At 70.9% G+C, this 15,995-nt stretch carries 14 protein-coding genes; 11 read left to right on the forward strand and 3 right to left on the reverse strand.

Translation table 11 applies throughout. From position 1 onward, the window contains the following. Window positions 1–2: 2 nt before the first annotated feature. Window positions 3–1,916, forward strand: coding sequence for a nucleoside-diphosphate sugar epimerase/dehydratase (locus PSEJ31_RS0106280; protein ID WP_028914960.1), 1,914 nt, complete (start codon window positions 3–5; stop codon window positions 1,914–1,916). Beyond that, complete coding sequence (gene galU / locus PSEJ31_RS0106285) at window positions 1,913–2,806, forward strand: UTP--glucose-1-phosphate uridylyltransferase GalU (protein WP_019399399.1); 894 nt, start codon at window positions 1,913–1,915, stop codon at window positions 2,804–2,806. The genes PSEJ31_RS0106280 and galU overlap by 4 nt, the downstream gene beginning before the upstream one ends. 70 nt (window positions 2,807–2,876) lie before the next feature. Here galU and PSEJ31_RS0106290 read toward each other — a convergent pair whose 3' ends face one another. The 3 genes from PSEJ31_RS0106290 to PSEJ31_RS0106300 all read right to left on the reverse strand — a co-directional run bounded on the left by PSEJ31_RS0106290 (window position 2,877) and on the right by PSEJ31_RS0106300 (window position 7,256). Beyond that, on the reverse strand, window positions 2,877–4,085 hold the full coding sequence (locus tag PSEJ31_RS0106290; protein WP_028914961.1) for an acetyl-CoA C-acyltransferase: 1,209 nt from the start codon (window positions 4,083–4,085) through the stop codon (window positions 2,877–2,879). A 144-nt stretch (window positions 4,086–4,229) separates the two neighbouring features. Next, window positions 4,230–6,599 (reverse strand): 3-hydroxyacyl-CoA dehydrogenase/enoyl-CoA hydratase family protein, encoded by a 2,370-nt coding sequence (locus tag PSEJ31_RS0106295; protein ID WP_028914962.1) that lies wholly within the window; start codon window positions 6,597–6,599, stop codon window positions 4,230–4,232. Between the two features lie 27 nt (window positions 6,600–6,626). Continuing rightward, a complete protein-coding gene (locus PSEJ31_RS0106300) occupies window positions 6,627–7,256 on the reverse strand; it encodes a TetR family transcriptional regulator (protein WP_028914963.1) in 630 nt (209 codons plus the stop codon). 217 nt (window positions 7,257–7,473) lie between these two features. Here PSEJ31_RS0106300 and ndk point away from each other — a divergent pair, with 217 nt between their 5' ends. From ndk to glp, 9 genes are all read left to right on the forward strand, one after another. After that, window positions 7,474–7,899, forward strand: a complete 426-nt coding sequence (gene ndk, locus PSEJ31_RS0106305; RefSeq protein ID WP_019399395.1) for a nucleoside-diphosphate kinase — start codon at window positions 7,474–7,476, stop codon at window positions 7,897–7,899. A gap of 34 nt (window positions 7,900–7,933) precedes the next feature. After that, entirely contained in the window at window positions 7,934–9,151 is a 1,218-nt protein-coding gene (gene rlmN / locus PSEJ31_RS0106310; RefSeq protein ID WP_037034662.1) for a 23S rRNA (adenine(2503)-C(2))-methyltransferase RlmN, read from the forward strand. Next, entirely contained in the window at window positions 9,138–9,950 is an 813-nt protein-coding gene (pilW, locus tag PSEJ31_RS0106315) for a type IV pilus biogenesis/stability protein PilW (protein ID WP_051403673.1), read from the forward strand. Before rlmN ends, pilW begins: the two co-directional genes overlap by 14 nt. Next, window positions 9,947–10,798 carry a helix-turn-helix domain-containing protein gene (locus PSEJ31_RS0106320; protein WP_026010685.1) on the forward strand — a complete coding sequence of 284 codons (852 nt, stop codon included), beginning with the start codon at window positions 9,947–9,949 and terminating at the stop codon, window positions 10,796–10,798. Before pilW ends, PSEJ31_RS0106320 begins: the two co-directional genes overlap by 4 nt. Before the next feature lie 71 nt (window positions 10,799–10,869). Beyond that, window positions 10,870–11,493: a tetratricopeptide repeat protein gene (locus PSEJ31_RS0106325; protein ID WP_019399391.1), complete on the forward strand. Its 624-nt coding sequence runs from the start codon at window positions 10,870–10,872 to the stop codon at window positions 11,491–11,493. Then, window positions 11,493–12,692: an outer membrane protein assembly factor BamB gene (gene bamB / locus PSEJ31_RS0106330; protein ID WP_019399390.1), complete on the forward strand. Its 1,200-nt coding sequence runs from the start codon at window positions 11,493–11,495 to the stop codon at window positions 12,690–12,692. The genes PSEJ31_RS0106325 and bamB overlap by 1 nt, the downstream gene beginning before the upstream one ends. A gap of 28 nt (window positions 12,693–12,720) precedes the next feature. Next, on the forward strand, window positions 12,721–14,121 hold the full coding sequence (der, locus tag PSEJ31_RS0106335) for a ribosome biogenesis GTPase Der (RefSeq protein WP_028914966.1): 1,401 nt from the start codon (window positions 12,721–12,723) through the stop codon (window positions 14,119–14,121). After that, entirely contained in the window at window positions 14,118–14,714 is a 597-nt protein-coding gene (locus PSEJ31_RS0106340) for an NTP transferase domain-containing protein (protein WP_019399388.1), read from the forward strand. The genes der and PSEJ31_RS0106340 overlap by 4 nt, the downstream gene beginning before the upstream one ends. Window positions 14,715–14,744: 30 nt before the next feature. After that, window positions 14,745–15,959 (forward strand): gephyrin-like molybdotransferase Glp, encoded by a 1,215-nt coding sequence (gene glp, locus PSEJ31_RS0106345; protein WP_019399387.1) that lies wholly within the window; start codon window positions 14,745–14,747, stop codon window positions 15,957–15,959. The last annotated feature ends 36 nt before the right edge of the window (window positions 15,960–15,995 follow it).

Raw genomic sequence — 15,995 nt, forward strand, 5'->3', positions numbered from 1 at the left:
GCATGAACACTGGCCCAGCCTTGCCTGTTTCCCTGCCTCGTACGGCGATCGTCCTGCATGACCTCTTCATGGCCGCGGTGTGCTGGCAGGGGCTGCACGTGCTGCGTTACGCGGCCCGCTCCGAGAGCTACGACTGGACCCTGCTGACGCCCACCCTGGCCATCGTCCTGGCCGCCCAGGGCCTGGTGTTCTGGCGGGTGGGCCTGTACCGCGGCGTGTGGCGCTTCGCCAGCGTCCCGGACATCTGGAACATCATCAAGGCCGCCGGCCTGGGCACCATCGCCATCGTGCTGTGCCTGGCGGTCTACAACCGGCTCGAGGCCCTGCCGCGCGCGGTGCTGATGCTGTACCCGCTGGCGCTGGCCGCCATGCTGGGCCTGCCGCGGCTGCTCTACCGCGTGTGGAAGGACTACCACCTGTCGCGCGGCACGGCCAACCAGCAGCGGGTGCTGATCCTCGGCGCCGGGCAGGCGGCCGAAGCCCTGGTCCGCGACTTGCGCCGCTCCGGCACCTACCAGCCGGTCGGCTTCCTGGACGATGCCCCGCACCTGCAGGGCTCGCAGCTGCACGGCATGCCGGTCCTCGGCCGCCTCGAGGACGCGCCCACCGTGGCCCGTGAGGTCGGCGCCGGCATGCTGGTCATCGCCATCCCCTCGCTGGACGCGGCCGGCATGCAGCGCGTGCTGGGCATCTGCGAGCACAGCGGCCTGCCGTTCCGCACCGTGCCGCGCCTGACCGACGTGCTCGAGGGCAAGGCCATGCCCGGCGAGCTCAAGGAAGTGGCGATCGAGGACCTGCTCAACCGCAAGCCGGTCACCCCGGACTGGGCCATGATCCGCGGCTGGCTGGACGGCCGCACCGTGATGGTGACCGGCGCCGGCGGCTCGATCGGTTCGGAACTGTGCCGGCAGTGCGCGCGCCATGGCGCCCGGCGCATCGTCCTGCTGGAGATCTCCGAGCTGGCCCTGCTGACCATCCATGCCGAGCTGGCGCGGGCCTTCCCCGACGTCGAGGTCGAGGCGGTGCTGGGCGACTGCGGCGATCCGGCCGTCACCCGCCACGCGCTGGAGCGCTCCAGCCCCGATGCCGTGTTCCACGCCGCCGCCTACAAGCAGGTCCCGCTGCTGGAGTCGCAGCTGCGCGAGGCGGTGCGCAACAACGTGCTGGCCACCCATACCGTCGCCGAGCTGTGCCGCGAGTACAAGGTGGGCACTTTCGTGCTGATCTCCACCGACAAGGCGGTCGACCCGGCCAACGTGCTGGGCGCCTCCAAGCGCATCGCCGAGATGATCGCCCAGTCGCTGGACGAGCGGGTCGAGGGCACCCGCTACGTGACCGTACGCTTCGGCAACGTGCTGGATTCGGCCGGCAGCGTGGTGCCGCTGTTCCGCGAGCAGATCCGCCGCGGCGGCCCGGTGACCGTGACCGACCCGGAGGTCACCCGCTACTTCATGACCATCCCCGAGGCCTGCCAGCTGATCATGCAGGCCGCCGCCTCGGGCTCGCACGCGGCCATCTACACCCTGGACATGGGCGAGCCGGTGCCGATCCGGCTGCTGGCCGAGCAGATGATCCGCCTGGCCGGCAAGCAGCCGGGGCGGGACATCGCCATCGTCTACACCGGCCTGCGCCCGGGCGAGAAGCTGCACGAGACCCTGTTCTACGCGGACGAGCACTACCGTCCCACCGCCCATCCGAAGATCCTGGAGGCCAGCGCCCGGGAGTGCCCCGCCGACCTGCTGCTGCAGGAAATCGAGCATATGCGGACGGCCGTCACACGTTATGATGAGAACGGCCTGCGGCAGGCGCTGGGCGTGCTCATCCCCGGATTTGCGCCCCTGCCTGTCGCGGGTAACAAGGAGAACACCGCTACGGTGGTCCCGTTCCCCCCGCGAGAGGCAGTAAGGACACGATGACCAACAAACGGATACGCAAGGCAGTCTTTCCGGTCGCCGGGCTTGGCACCCGGTTCCTCCCCGCCACCAAGACCGTCCCCAAGGAGATGCTGCCGATCATCGATCGGCCGCTGATCCAGTACGCGGTAGACGAAGCGATCGAAGCCGGGTGCGACACCCTGGTGTTCGTCACCAACCGCTACAAGCATTCGATCGCCGACTACTTCGACCAGCACTACGAACTCGAGCACAAGCTCCGCAAGGCAGGCAAGCTCGAACAGCTGGAGCAGATCAGGGCACCGTTGCCACCGCACGTGCAGGTGGTGTTCGTCACCCAGCACGAAGCACTGGGCCTTGGCCACGCGGTACTTTGCGCCAGGGACGTGGTCGGCGACGAGCCGTTCGCGGTGCTGCTCCCCGACGACCTGATGTGGAACCGCGGCGACGGCGCCCTCAAGCAGATGGCCGACCTGGCCGAGCAGACCGGCGGTGGCGTCATCGCCGTCGAGAAGGTGCCGCACGAGAAGACCTCCAGCTACGGCATCGTCGCCACCCGCGGCTTCGAGGGCCGCAGCGGCCGGATCGAGGCCATGGTCGAGAAGCCCAAGCCGGAGGACGCGCCCAGCAACCTGGCCGTGGTCGGGCGCTACATCCTGCCGGGCAGCATCTTCCAGACCCTGGAGACCACCGGCCGCGGCGCCGGCGGCGAGATCCAGCTGACCGACGCGATCGCCGCGACGATCAAGGCCGGGGGCCACATCGACGCCTACCACTTCGAGGGGCGGCGCTTCGACTGCGGCGCGCACATCGGCCTGATCGAGGCCACCGTGCACTTCGCGCTGGAGCACCCCAAGCACGGTGCGGCGGCCCGCCAGGCCATGCTCGCCGCACTCGAGGAAAAGCGCGGCTGATCCATCCGGCGAAGCTGCAATGAAAACGGCGCCCGAGGGCGCCGTTTTCATGTCCGCGGAGGGCGAGGGCTCAGAGTGCCTCGAAGATGCCCGCCGCGCCCATGCCGGTGCCGATGCACATGGTGACCATGCCGTACTTCTGCTGGCGGCGGCGCAGGCCGTGCACCAGGGTGGCGGTACGGATGGCGCCGGTGGCGCCCAGCGGGTGGCCCAGGGCGATCGCGCCGCCCAGCGGATTGACCTTGGACGCATCCAGGCCGCAGTCGCGGATGACCGCCAGCGCCTGCGCGGCGAAGGCCTCGTTGAGCTCGATCCAGTCCAGCTGGTCCTGGCTCAGGCCGGCCTGCTTGAGCGCCTTGGGGATCGCGGCGATCGGACCGATGCCCATCACTTCCGGGCGCACGCCGGCGACCGAGAAGCTGACGAAGCGGGCGAGGGGAGTCAGGCCGTATTCCTTGATCGCCTTCTCCGAGGCCAGCAGCACCGCGCCGGCGCCGTCGCTCATCTGCGAGGAGTTGCCGGCGGTGACGCTGCCGCCGAACTGGCCGTTGCGGAACACCGGGCGCAGCTTGGCCAGGCCCTCGATCGAGGTATCCGGGCGCGGGCCCTCGTCGGTGTCGACCAGGCGCTTCTTCAGCGCGATCGCATTGCCGGCCAGGTCGGGCAGGTGCGAGACGACCTCGTAGGGCGAGATCTCGTCGCGGAACTCGCCGGCGGCGATCGCGGCCAGCGCCTTCTGGTGCGAGGCGAGGGCGAAGGCGTCCTGGTCCTCGCGCGAGATCTTCCACTCCTCGGCGACCTTCTCGGCGGTGATGCCCATGCCGTAGGCGATGGCCACGTTCTCGTCGCGGGCGAACACCTGCGGGCTCAGCGCGACCTTGTTGCCCATCATCGGCACCATCGACATCGACTCGGTGCCGCCGGCCAGCATCAGGTCGGCGTTGCCCAGGCGGATCTGGTCCGCGGCCAGGGCCACGGCCTGCAGGCCGGAGGAGCAGAAGCGGTTGATGGTCTGGGCGGCGATGGTGTTCGGCAGGCGGGCCAGCAGCAGGCCGATGCGGGCCACGTTCATGCCCTGCTCGCCCTCCGGCATGGCGCAGCCGATGATGGCGTCGTCGATGCGGCTGGTGTCGATGCCCGGGGCCTGCGCGACCACGGCCTTGAGCACGTGGGCCAGCATCTCGTCCGGCCGGGTGTTGCGGAACACGCCCTTCGGCGCCTTGCCCACCGGGGTGCGGGTGGCGGCGACGATGTAGGCGTCCTGGATCTGCTTGGTCATGGCTTTCTCCGAAAGCCGGGATTCGGGATTCGTGATTCGTGAGTCGCCAAAAGCAAACTCCGGATCGAACTCCTCACGCCGGCATCAATGGTTTTCCTGGGTGGGGATGCGCTCTTGCGGATCCCCAATCCCGAATCACGAATCTCAGTTCCTGAGCGGCTTGCCCGTCTTGAGCATGTGGCCGATGCGGGCCTGGGTCTTTTCCTGCTGGGCCAGCTCGACGAAGTGCTTGCGCTCCAGGTTGAGCAGCCAGGCCTCGTCGACCAGGCTGCCGCGGTCGACTTCGCCGCCGCACACCACGGTGGCGATGCGGGTGGCGATCTCGTTGTCGTACTCGCTGATGAAGCGGCCCTCGAGCATGTTGACCAGCAGCATGCGGAAGGTGGCGATGCCGACGTCGCCGGCGACCTGGATGCGGCGCTCCGGCAGCGGCGGGCGGTAGCCGCCCTCGGCCAGGTTGCGCGCCTCGGCCTTGGCCACGTGCAGCAGCTCGTGGGCGTTGAACACGATCCGGTCGGTCGGGCGCAGCAGGCCCAGCTCCTTGGCCTCCACGGCGGAGGTCGAGACCTTGGCCATGGCCACCGTCTCGAAGGTCTTCTTCAGCTCGGCGAACACGTCGCCGCCGGCCGCCGCGCGCGAGGCGCGCACCGCCAGCTCCTTGAGGCCGCCGCCGGCCGGCAGCAGGCCCACGCCGGCCTCGACCAGGCCGATGTAGCTCTCCAGGTGGGCCACGGTGCGGGCGCTGTGCATCTGGAACTCGCAGCCGCCGCCCAGGGCCAGGCCGCGCACCGCCGCGACCACCGGCACCAGCGCGTACTTGATGCGCTGGCTGGTGCGCTGGAAGTTGGCGACCAGGGCGTCGAACTCGTCGACCTTGCCGGCCTGCAGCAGGCCCAGCGCACCGGCCAGGTCGGCGCCGGCGGAGAAGGGCTCCTTCTGCTGCCAGATCACCAGGCCCTGGAAGTCGCGCTCGGCGATGCAGATCGCTTCCTGCAGGCCGTTGAGCACGTGGTCGGACACGGTGTTCATCTTGGTCTTGAACGAGACCACGGCGATGCCGTCGCCGTCGTGCCACATGCGCACGCCGTCGTTCTCGTAGACCGTGGTGCCCTGGTCGAACTTCTCGCCCAGCAGCGGATCGGGGAAGCGCTGGCGCTGGTAGACCGGCAGCGACGAGCGCGGCACCAGGGTGTTGGTCGCCGGGCTGTAGCTGCCCTCGGCGGCGTGCACGCCCTCGCGGCCGTCGAGCACCCACGCCGGCAGCGGGGCGTCGCTCATGGCCTTGCCGGCGGCGATGTCCTCGGCGATCCACTGCGCCACCTGCTTCCAGCCGGCGGCCTGCCAGGTCTCGAACGGGCCCAGCGACCAGCCGTAGCCCCAGCGGATGGCCAGGTCGACGTCGCGCGCGGTGTCGGCGATGTCGGCCAGGTGGTAGGCGCTGTAGTGGAACAGGTCGCGGAACGCGGCCCACAGGAACTGCGCCTGCGGGTGCTGGCTCTCGCGCAGCTTCGCGAACTTCTCGGCCGGGTTCTTGATCTTGAGGATCCCGACCACCTCGTCGGCGGCCTTGCGGTCGGCGGCGCGGTAGTCCTGCTTCTCCAGGTCCAGGACCATGATGTCCTTGCCGACCTTGCGGAAGATGCCGGCGCCGGCCTTCTGGCCCAGGGCGCCCTTGGCGATCAGTGCCTGCAGCCAGTCGGGCGACTGGAAGTACTTGTGCCACGGATCCTGCGGCAGGGTGTCGGCCATGGTCTTGATGACGTGGGCCATGGTGTCCAGGCCGACCACGTCGGAGGTGCGGTAGGTGGCCGACTTCGGGCGGCCGACCAGCGGGCCGGTGATGGCGTCGACCTCGTCGAAGCCCAGGCCGAACTGGCGGGTGTGGTGGATCACCGACAGGATCGAGAACACGCCGATGCGGTTGCCGATGAAGTTCGGGGTGTCCTTGGCGTAGACCACGCCCTTGCCAAGGTTGGTGGTCAGGAAGGTCTCCAGGCCCTCCAGCACCGCCTTGTCGGTGGTGTCGGCCGGGATCAGCTCGGCCAGGTGCATATAGCGCGGCGGGTTGAAGAAGTGCACGCCGCAGAAGCGGTGGCGCAGCTGCTCCGGCAGCACCGCGGCCAGGGCGTTGATGCCCAGGCCGGAGGTGTTGGAGGCCAGCACCGCGTGCTCGCCCACGAACGGCGCGATCCTCCTGTACAGGTCCTGCTTCCAGTCCATCCGCTCGGCGATGGCCTCGATGATCAGGTCGCAGTCGCGCAGCTGCTCCAGGCCGGTGTCGTAGTTGGCCGGGGTGATGGCCGCGGCCAGCGACTTGCTGGCCAGCGGGGCCGGGCTGAGCTTGGCGAGGTTGCCGATGGCCTTGAGCACGATGCCGTCGGCCGGGCCCTCCTTGGCGGGCAGGTCGAACAGCACGGTGTCCACGCCCGCGTTGGTCAGGTGGGCCGCGATCTGAGCGCCCATGACGCCGGCGCCCAGCACCGCAGCGCGGCGTACAAGCAGTTTCTTAGACATTTCTTGCAACCTCTTGATATTGAACGGTTACCTTGCTTCCGCCTGCAGTCCTGCGGCGGCAAATCGGATGAGTTCCCGGGCGGCCCGGCTCCGGTGGGCCGCCTCGCTGGCGCTGGCGGGGCGCTTGATCAGGCCGAATTCCGACATCGCGTAGGTCAGCGCCCCGGCCAGGAAGTCCAGGCGCCAGTACAGGGTTTCCTTGTCCAGGCCGGGCAGCACCGCGGCCAGCGCCTTGCCGAACTCGCGCAGCACATGGCCGTAGTGGTCCGACAGGAACCGGCGCAGGCTCTCGTTGTGCTCGGCGTAGGCGCGGGCGATCAGGCGCACGAAGGCGGCACCGCCGTTGCGATCCTGGGCCAGGGCCAGTGCCGGGTCGATGAAGGCCGCCAGGATCGGCTCCAGCTGGCCGGGGTGGTCGCGCAGCGCGGCCTCCAGCTGCTGCAGGCGCTGGGCGGTCATCACGTCCATGCGCCGCCGGAACACCTCGTTGATCAGGTTTTCCTTGGAGCCGAAGTGGTAGTTCACCGCGGCGATGTTGACCGCGGCCTGGCTGGTGACCTGGCGCAGCGAGGTCCCGGCGAAGCCGTGCTGGGCGAACAGCTCTTCCGCCGCGGCCAGGATCCGTTCCTTGGTGGAGAAGTGCGCGGGCTTGCCCATGGCTCCGGACTAAATCAAACGATTGTTTAATCCTAGGCCCGGGCCGGCGACGGGTCATTTTGCGCTGCAGCATCCCGGTGCCTGCAAAGCCGGCCGGCGGATGCTAGAATCCGTCAACGCTACCCAAGCTAAGCCCGCGCCACGCCGCGGGTTTTTCCTTCAGGCCCGGTTCCGCCGGGCCGGTCCCGTTCCCTCAACTCCAAAGAAGAAGAATCCAATGGCGCTGGAGCGCACCCTTTCGATCGTCAAGCCCGATGCCGTCGCCAAGAACGTGATCGGCGAGATCTACACCCGTTTCGAGAAGGCCGGCCTGAAGATCGTCGCCGCCAAGTACAAGCAGCTGACCCGCCGCGAGGCCGAGGGCTTCTACGCCGTGCACCGCGAGCGTCCGTTCTTCAACGCCCTGGTCGAGTTCATGACCTCCGGCCCGGTGATGATCCAGGTGCTGGAAGGCGAGAACGCCGTGGCCAAGCACCGCGAGATCCTGGGTGCCACCAACCCGAAGGAAGCCGCGCCGGGCACCATCCGCGCCGACTTCGCCGAATCCATCGACGCCAACGCCGCCCACGGCTCGGACTCGGTGGAGAACGCCAACATCGAGATCGCGTACTTCTTCGCGGCCACGGAAGTGGTCTCGCGCTGAGCGCATCCAGCACAGGTCGAAGCACGTGTCCGCATTGCAGCCGATTCCCAGCGTGACCACCACCGGCGACCCGGTCGCCGCGCCCGTGGCCGCGCGCCAGAACCTGCTGGAGCTGGACCGTGCGGGCCTGGAGCGCTTCTTCGAGGAAGTCCTCGGCGAGAAGCGCTACCGCGCCCACCAGGTGATGAAGTGGATCCACCACCGCTACGTCACCGACTTCGACCAGATGACCGACCTCGGCAAGGCGCTGCGCGCCAAGCTGCACGCGCATGCCGAGGTCGTCGTCCCCAACATCGTGTTCGACAAGCCCTCCGCCGACGGCACCCACAAGTGGCTGCTGGCGATGGGCGACGATGGCCGCAACGCCATCGAGACCGTGTTCATCCCGGACAAGGGCCGCGGCACCCTGTGCGTGTCCTCGCAGGTGGGCTGCGGCCTCAACTGCACCTTCTGCTCGACCGCCACCCAGGGCTTCAACCGCAACCTGACCACGGCCGAGATCATCGGCCAGGTCTGGATCGCCGCCCGCCACCTGGGCAACGTGCCGCACCAGCAGCGCAAGCTCACCAACGTGGTGATGATGGGCATGGGCGAGCCGCTGATGAACTTCGACAACGTCGTGCGCGCCATGAGCGTGATGCGCGACGACCTGGGCTACGGCCTGGCCAACAAGCGCGTGACCCTGTCGACCTCCGGCCTGGTGCCGATGATCGACCGCCTGTCGGTGGAGAGCGACGTGTCGCTGGCGGTTTCGCTGCACGCACCCAACGACGAGCTGCGCGAGCAGCTGGTCCCGCTCAACAGGAAGTACCCGATCGCCGAGCTGATGGCCGCCTGCGCTCGCTACCTGCGCGCCAACCGCCGCCGCGAGTCGATCACCTTCGAATACACCCTGATGAAGGGGGTCAACGACCAGCCCGAGCACGCCCGCCAGCTGGCGCGGCTGATGCGCCAGTTCGACAACGCGGTGCAGGCGCGCGATTCGGGCAAGGTCAACCTGATCCCGTTCAACCCGTTCCCGGGGACCCGCTACGAGCGCCCGGACGAGTCGGCGATCCGCGCCTTCCAGAAGATCCTGCTCGATTCGCAGGTGCTGACCATGGTCCGCCGCACCCGTGGCGACGACATCGACGCCGCCTGCGGGCAGCTCAAGGGCCAGGTCATGGACCGGACGCGCCGGCAGGCCGAGTTCCGGCGCAGCCTGGGCCGGGAAGGGCAGGCGCCGCGGGCCGGAGGCCATGCGGCGGCCTGATCGGCTCCTGTTCCTGCTCTGTGGCGCCCTGCTCGTGGCAGGCTGCGCACGCCCCGCGACGGTCAAATCGCCCAAGATCCGCGGTACCGAACGGGTCGCCCCGGTCTACCGGCTGGAGGACGGCGAGGCGACCAAGCGCCGCGTCCAGGTCCGCGACGCCATCGGCCTGGCGACCCAGCGCCTGACCGCCGGCGACCTGGCCGAAGCCGAGAAGCTGGCGCGCAAGGCCCTGCGCCTGGATCCGTCGGCAGTGGACGCCTACACCGTGCTGGGCGCAGTCGAGTCCAGGCGCGGCAACCTGGAGGCCGCTGGCACGCATTACCGCAAGGCCGCCGAACTGGCGCCGGGCAACGGCGACGTGCTCAACAACTACGGCGCCTGGCTGTGCGCCAACGGCTATCCGGCCGAGGCCCTGGTGTGGCTGGACCGGGCCATGGCGGTGACCGCCGCCGGCTCGCGCGCCTCGGCCCTGGCCAATGCCGGCAGCTGCGCCCTGCGCAGCGGCCAGCTCGAGCGCGCCGAGCAGGACCTGCGCAAGGCGCTGGAGCTGGATCCGGTGCACCCGGCGGCGCTGGCGCAGATGGCCGTGCTCTCGTTCGAGCAGGGCCGGCTGTTGCAGGCGCGGGCCTTCGCCGAGCGCCGGCTGGCGGCTGCGCCCGCCGATGCATCCGTGCTACAACTCGCGGTCAGGATTGAACAGGGGCTTGGCGACAGGGTGGCCGCCAGCCGGTATCAACAGCGGCTACGGGCGGAGTTCCCGGAAGCCGTCACTGACAAAACCGGGGAAGATCCACAGTGATCCATGACAACGCGAACGTCGGGGGAGACGCTCGGGGTTGCGGGGAGCTGCTTCGCGAGGCGCGCGAGGCGGCCGGGTTGGAACTGCGCGAGGTCGCTACGCGGCTGCGCATGCCGGTACACGTGGTCGAGGCACTGGAGCAGGGGCGCTGGGAAGTCATCGGCGCGCCGGTGTTCGTGCGCGGCCAGCTGCGCAGCTACGCGCGGCTGCTGGGCGTGGACCTGGAGCCGCTGCTGCAGGTCCAGGTCGCCCCGCCGGCGCCCGTGGAGCTGGTCAGCCACGTGCATACCCCGCGCCTGCAACGGTTGATGGAGAACGTCGGCCGCCGCGCGGTGTACGTGGTCATCACCGCCGCCATCGCGGTGCCGGTGTGGCTGGCGACCCGTTCGCACTTCGCCGGGCAGCTGCCGACGACCGCTTCGCTGGACGTGCTGCCGGCGGAGGTCGCCGATGCCCCGGCCACGACGGCCCCGGAAGCGCCGCCGGTGCAGGCGCCGCGCGCCAGGCCGCAGGCCCAGGCCGGCGAAGCCGGGCCGTACGTGGCCTCGCTGGCGCCGCCGGTGCGGCAGCAGGCGCCCGCGCCGGCACCCGCCCTGGAGCTGAGCTTCGAGGGCGACAGCTGGATCGAGGTCACCGGCCCCGACGGCCGCGTGATCGAGCAGCGCCTGGCGCGCCAGGGCGAGACGCGCAGCTTCCAGCCGGGCGAGGTCGCCGGCGTGGTGCTGGGCAACGCGGCGGCGGTACGCGTTCAGCAGGCCGGCAGTATCGTGGACCTGTCGCCCTTCAGGAGGGCGAACGTGGCCCGCTTTGCGGTATCCTCTGACGGATCCGTCAAGCCCGCGCAGTAAAGCGGTCCGCGGGCCTTTCCAACAAGAACAAGAACACGTCCCCGTGCGCGCCGCACGGGGCAGGACACTGCATGGCAATCGACGACCTTCTGGACGAGCACGAACAGGGCGAACGCGTCCGCGCCTGGCTGCGCAAGAACCTGCCGGGCATCCTCGCCGGCCTCATCGTCGGCATCGCCGCGATCTGGGGCCTGCGCCAGTGGCAGGAACGCGGCCTGGCCCGGCAGCAGGAGGCGCACGCGGCCTACAGCCAGGCGATCGCCCGGCTGCAGGCCGGCGAGGAAGACGCCGGCGCGGCCCTGGCCGGACAGGAAGGCCTGTACGCCAGCCTCGGCGCGCTGCAGCTGGCCAAGGCCCAGGTCGAGGCCGGCAAGCCCGAGGACGCCATCGCCACCCTGCGCGGGATCAAGGCCGACCCGGCGCTGCAACCGGTGGTCCGGCAGCGCCTGGCGCAGCTGCTGGTTGCCACCGGCAAGCCGCAGGAAGCGCTGGATGTGCTGGGCGAGGACGCCGATGCCGTGGCCTTGGAACTGCGCGGCGACGCGCTGGTGGCCGCCGGCAAGGCGGAGCAGGCGCGTGCCGAGTACCAGCGCGCCCTGGCCGGGCTGGACGCGGAGGCGCCGGCGCGCCGGCGCGTGGAACTGAAGCTGCAGGAAGCCGGTGGCCAGCTGCCGGAGACGGCGGGGTCGATCTGATGGAGCGCACCGACATGATCAAGCGCATGGCGGCCGTGGCCGTCCTGGTCTCGCTGCTGGCGGGTTGCAGCTCGTTCAAGAGCATGTTTGCCGGCAAGAACGCCGAGGCCAAGAAGGCCGCCGAGCCGGCCGAGCTGGTGAAGTTCAAGCCCACCATCAAGCCGCGCAAGGCTTGGTCGGTGGACCTGGGCGACGGCGAGCGCCGGATCGGCGCGCGCCAGGGGCCGGCGGTGGCCGATGGCCGCGTCTACGCCGCCGCGGCCGAGGGCCGGGTGCTGGCGCTGGACCTGCAGACCGGCAAGCGGGTGTGGGAATTCAAGGCCGCCAAGGACGAGAAGCTGCGCCTGACCGGCGGTCCCGGCGCCGGCAACGGCCTGGTCGTGGTCGGCGGCCTGGACGGCGCGGTGATCGCGCTGGACGCCCAGGACGGCAGCGAGCGCTGGCGCGCCAAGGTGCGCAGCGAGATCATCGCCGCCCCGACCGTGTCCCAGGGCCTGGTCCTGGTGCGCAGCAACGACGGCCGCATCACCGCCTTCGACGCCGCCAGCGGCGAGCAGCGCTGGTACGCCGAGCGCGAACTGCCGAGCCTGACCGTGCGTGGCAACGCCTCGCTGACGCCGGCCCCGGGCCTGCTGTTCGCCGGCAACGACGACGGCACCCTGACCGCGCTGGCCCTGCGCGACGGCCGCCTGCTGTGGGAACAGGCCGTGGGCCTGCCCGAAGGCCGCACCGAACTGGAACGCATGGCCGACGTCGACGCGCCGATCGTGATCGACGGCACCATGCTGTACGCCAGCAGCTACCGTAACCGCACCGTGGCCATCGACGGTCCCAGTGGCCGCCCGATGTGGCAGAGCGACCACGGCGGCCCCGGCGCGATCGGCGTGGCGCCCTCGGCGATCCTGGTTTCCAGCGCCGCCGGCACCGTCTACGCCCTGGACAAGTCCAACGGCGTGGCCCTGTGGTCGCAGCCGGCGCTGGCGCGCCGCTCGCTGACCGGCCCGGCGGTGCAGGGCGACTATGCGGTGGTCGGCGACTATGCCGGCTACGTGCACTGGCTGCGCCTGGACAACGGCGAGATGGCCGCGCGCGAGCGCGTCGGCCGCAAGAAGGCGATCAAGGCCGCGCCGGTGGTGGCCGACGGACTGCTGCTGGTGCAGGACGTCAAGGGAGGCCTGACCGCCTTCCGCCTCGACTGACCGGACGGATGCGGGCAGGAATTTCGCGATGCTACCGCTGGTTGCCCTGGTCGGACGGCCGAATGTCGGCAAGTCCACACTCTTCAATGCGCTGACGCGCAGTCGCGACGCCCTGGTCCACGACCAGCCCGGCGTCACCCGCGACCGCCACTACGGCGTGTGCCGGCTGGATCCGGAGCGGCCGTTCCTGCTGGTGGACACCGGCGGCATCGCCGGCGAGGAGGAAGGCCTGGCCGGCGCCACCGCGCGCCAGGCGCGCGCCGCCGCCGCCGAGGCCGACCTGATCCTGTTCGTGGTCGACGGCCGCGACGGCGCCTCGGCCCTGGACGACGAGATCCTGGCCTGGCTGCGCAAGCTGGCGCGGCCGACCCTGCTGGTGATCAACAAGATCGACGGCACCTTCGAGGAGGCGGTGCGCGCCGAGTTCGCGCGCTACGGCTTCGCCGACATGCTGGCCGTCTCCGCCGCCCACCGCCAGGGCCTGGACGACCTGCATGCCGAGGTCCTGGAGCGGCTGCCGGAAGAGGGCAGCGCCGAGGCGCTGGACAACGATCCCAACCGCCTGCGCATCGCCTTCGTCGGCCGTCCCAACGTGGGCAAGTCGACCCTGGTGAACCGCCTGCTGGGCGAGGAGCGGATGATCGCCTCCGAGGTCCCCGGCACCACCCGCGACTCGATCGCGGTGGACCTGGAGCGCGACGGCCGCCTGTACCGCCTGATCGACACCGCCGGCATCCGCCGCCGCGGCCGCATCGAGGAGGCGGTCGAGAAGTTCAGCGTGGTCAAGACCATGCAGTCGATCGAGCACTGCCAGGTGGCGGTGCTGATGCTCGACGTCACCGAGGGCGTGACCGACCAGGACGCCACCGTGCTGGGCGCCGTGCTCGACGCCGGCCGTGCCCTGGTGGTCGCGGTGAACAAGTGGGACGGCCTGAGCACCTACCAGCGCGAGCAGGCCGAGGCGATGCTGGAGCGCAAGCTCGGCTTCGTGCCCTGGGCCGAGGTGGTGCGCATCTCCGCGCTGCACGGCTCGGGCCTGCGCGAGCTGTTCCGCGCCATCCACCGCGCGCACGCCTCCGCCACCCGCACCTTCAGCACCAGCGAGGTCAACAAGGCGCTGGAGATCGCGGCGGAGACCAACCCGCCGCCAAGCATCCGCGGCCACGTCTCCAAGCTGCGCTACGTGCACCCGGGCGGCGAGAACCCGCCGACCTTCGTGATCCACGGCACCCGCCTGAAGGTGCTGCCGGATTCGTACAAGCGCTACCTGGAGAACTTCTTCCGCAAGCGCTTCAAGCTGGTGGGCACCCCGGTGCGGATGCTGTTCCGCGAGGGCGCCAACCCGTACGAAGGCAAGAAGAACGAACTGACCGAGCGCCAGGTCGCGCGCAAGCGCCGGCTGATGCGCCACGTCAAGCGCGGCAAGTGAGCGCGATCCCGGCCGCCGCGGAGATCACCCTGGGCCTGCTGGCCGGTGGTCGCGGCAGCCGGCTCGGCGGCGTCGACAAGGCCTGGATCGAGCGTGATGGCCAGCCGCAGGTGCTGCGGCTGGCGCGCCGGTTCCCGGGCGAGGTCGGCGCGGTGCTGGTAAGCGCCAACCGCGAGCTGGCGCGCTACGCCGATGCAGGCCTCCAGGCCGTGCCCGACCGCCTGCCACCGGACAGCGGTCCGCTGGCCGGGATCGAGGCCCTGGCCGCGGCCTGCCGCACGCCCTGGCTGCTGACCTTGCCGGTGGACCTGTTCGACACCAACGACTGCCTGGTGCGCACCCTGGTCTCCTGCCGCGATGCCGACGGCGCCGTGGCCGAGGATGCCGACGGCCTGCAGCCGCTGGTGGCGCTGTACCGCGTCGAGGCGCTGCGCGCGGCTTTGCCGGCCGCGCTGGCCGCCGGCGAGCTGGCGCCGCGCCGCCTGCAGCAGCGGCTGCGCATGGCCCGGGTGGCCTTTGCCGGCGTACGCTTCGGCAACCTCAACACCCCCGCAGACCTGGCCGCGGTGCGCATCGTGCTGCCGCCGCGCTGAGGCGCCGCCCACCACCGCACGGGAGCCGCGATGACCGACTTTCCCAGCCGCATCACCGTCCGCCAGGCGCTGGACCTGCTGCACGAGGCGGCCGCCGGCCGCGGCCGCGCCAGCGAGCAGGTGCCGACCCGCCGCGCCGACGGCCGCGTGCTCGGCGCCGACGTGGTTGCGCCGATCGCGCTGCCGGCGTTCGACAACAGCGCGATGGACGGCTTCGCCGTGCGCCATGCCGACCTGTCCGCCGATGCGCCGGTCACGCTGGAGCTGGCCGGCGAGCAGTTCGCCGGTCCGGACCTTGGCCTGTGCGTGGGCCCCCGCCAGTGCGTGCGCATCACCACCGGCGCGCCGCTGCCGGCCGGCGCCGACACCATCGTCATCCGCGAGGATGTGGTCGAGCAGGACGGCCGCGTGCAGGTGCCGGCCGCCATCCGCGCCGGCGCCCACGTGCGCAGGCAGGGCGAGGACGTGGTGGCCGGCGAGGTGGTGCTGCGCGCCGGGCAGGTGCTGACCCCGGCGCGGATCGGGCTTGCCGCGGCCCTGGGCATCGACCGCCTGGAGGTGGTCGTGCGGCCCACCGTCGCCGTGTTCGCCAGCGGCGACGAGCTGGCCGAGCCGGGCCTGCCGCTGCGCCCGGGCCAGGTCTACAACAGCAACCGCGAGCAGCTGATGGCGCAGCTGCGCGCCGCCGGCCTGGAGCCGGTGGCCTGGCCGACATTGCCCGACGATCCGGTGCTGATCGCCGCGGTGCTGGACGACGCTGTGGAGAACTTCGACCTGGTGCTGACCTGCGGCGCGGTGTCGGCGGGGGAGAAGGACCACCTGCCGCGCTGGCTGCAGTCCCGCGGCCGGATCCATTTCTGGAAGGTGCGCATGCGCCCGGGCATGCCGCTGCTGTTCGGCGAGGCCGGGCGGGCGCTGGTGCTCGGCCTGCCGGGCAATCCGGTGTCGGTGCTGGCAACCTTCCATGTGTTCGGGCGGGCACTGGTCGATGCGCTGCAGGGCCGCGAGCCGCGCCCGCGCTGGCGCGCGCGCCTGGCCGCGCCCTGGCACAAGCGCCACGAGCGCTTCGAGTTCCTGCGCGGGCGCCTGTTCCAGGAGGACGACGCCACCCTGTACGTGCACCCCGAGCCCGCCGACGGCTCGCACCGGCTGCGCGCCGCCGCGGCCAGCGACGCGCTGATCGTGCTGGAGGAGGGCGCGCGCGCGTACGCCGCCGGCGACCTGGTCGAAGTGCTGCCGCTGTAGCCGGGCACGGCGACGCAGCGTTGCGCGGCCGCGGCC

This window comes from Pseudoxanthomonas sp. J31 (assembly GCF_000510725.1).
Lineage (GTDB): Bacteria > Pseudomonadota > Gammaproteobacteria > Xanthomonadales > Xanthomonadaceae > Pseudoxanthomonas.

Coding starts and splice junctions, on each gene's coding strand:
- PSEJ31_RS0106280 (WP_028914960.1), top strand. CDS start 3: ATGAACACTGGCCCAGCCTTGCCTGTTTCCCTGCCTCGTACGGCGATC.
- galU (WP_019399399.1), top strand. CDS start 1,913: ATGACCAACAAACGGATACGCAAGGCAGTCTTTCCGGTCGCCGGGCTT.
- PSEJ31_RS0106290 (WP_028914961.1), bottom strand. CDS start 4,085: ATGACCAAGCAGATCCAGGACGCCTACATCGTCGCCGCCACCCGCACC.
- PSEJ31_RS0106295 (WP_028914962.1), bottom strand. CDS start 6,599: ATGTCTAAGAAACTGCTTGTACGCCGCGCTGCGGTGCTGGGCGCCGGC.
- PSEJ31_RS0106300 (WP_028914963.1), bottom strand. CDS start 7,256: ATGGGCAAGCCCGCGCACTTCTCCACCAAGGAACGGATCCTGGCCGCG.
- ndk (WP_019399395.1), top strand. CDS start 7,474: ATGGCGCTGGAGCGCACCCTTTCGATCGTCAAGCCCGATGCCGTCGCC.
- pilW (WP_051403673.1), top strand. CDS start 9,138: ATGCGGCGGCCTGATCGGCTCCTGTTCCTGCTCTGTGGCGCCCTGCTC.
- PSEJ31_RS0106325 (WP_019399391.1), top strand. CDS start 10,870: ATGGCAATCGACGACCTTCTGGACGAGCACGAACAGGGCGAACGCGTC.
- bamB (WP_019399390.1), top strand. CDS start 11,493: ATGGAGCGCACCGACATGATCAAGCGCATGGCGGCCGTGGCCGTCCTG.
- der (WP_028914966.1), top strand. CDS start 12,721: ATGCTACCGCTGGTTGCCCTGGTCGGACGGCCGAATGTCGGCAAGTCC.
- glp (WP_019399387.1), top strand. CDS start 14,745: ATGACCGACTTTCCCAGCCGCATCACCGTCCGCCAGGCGCTGGACCTG.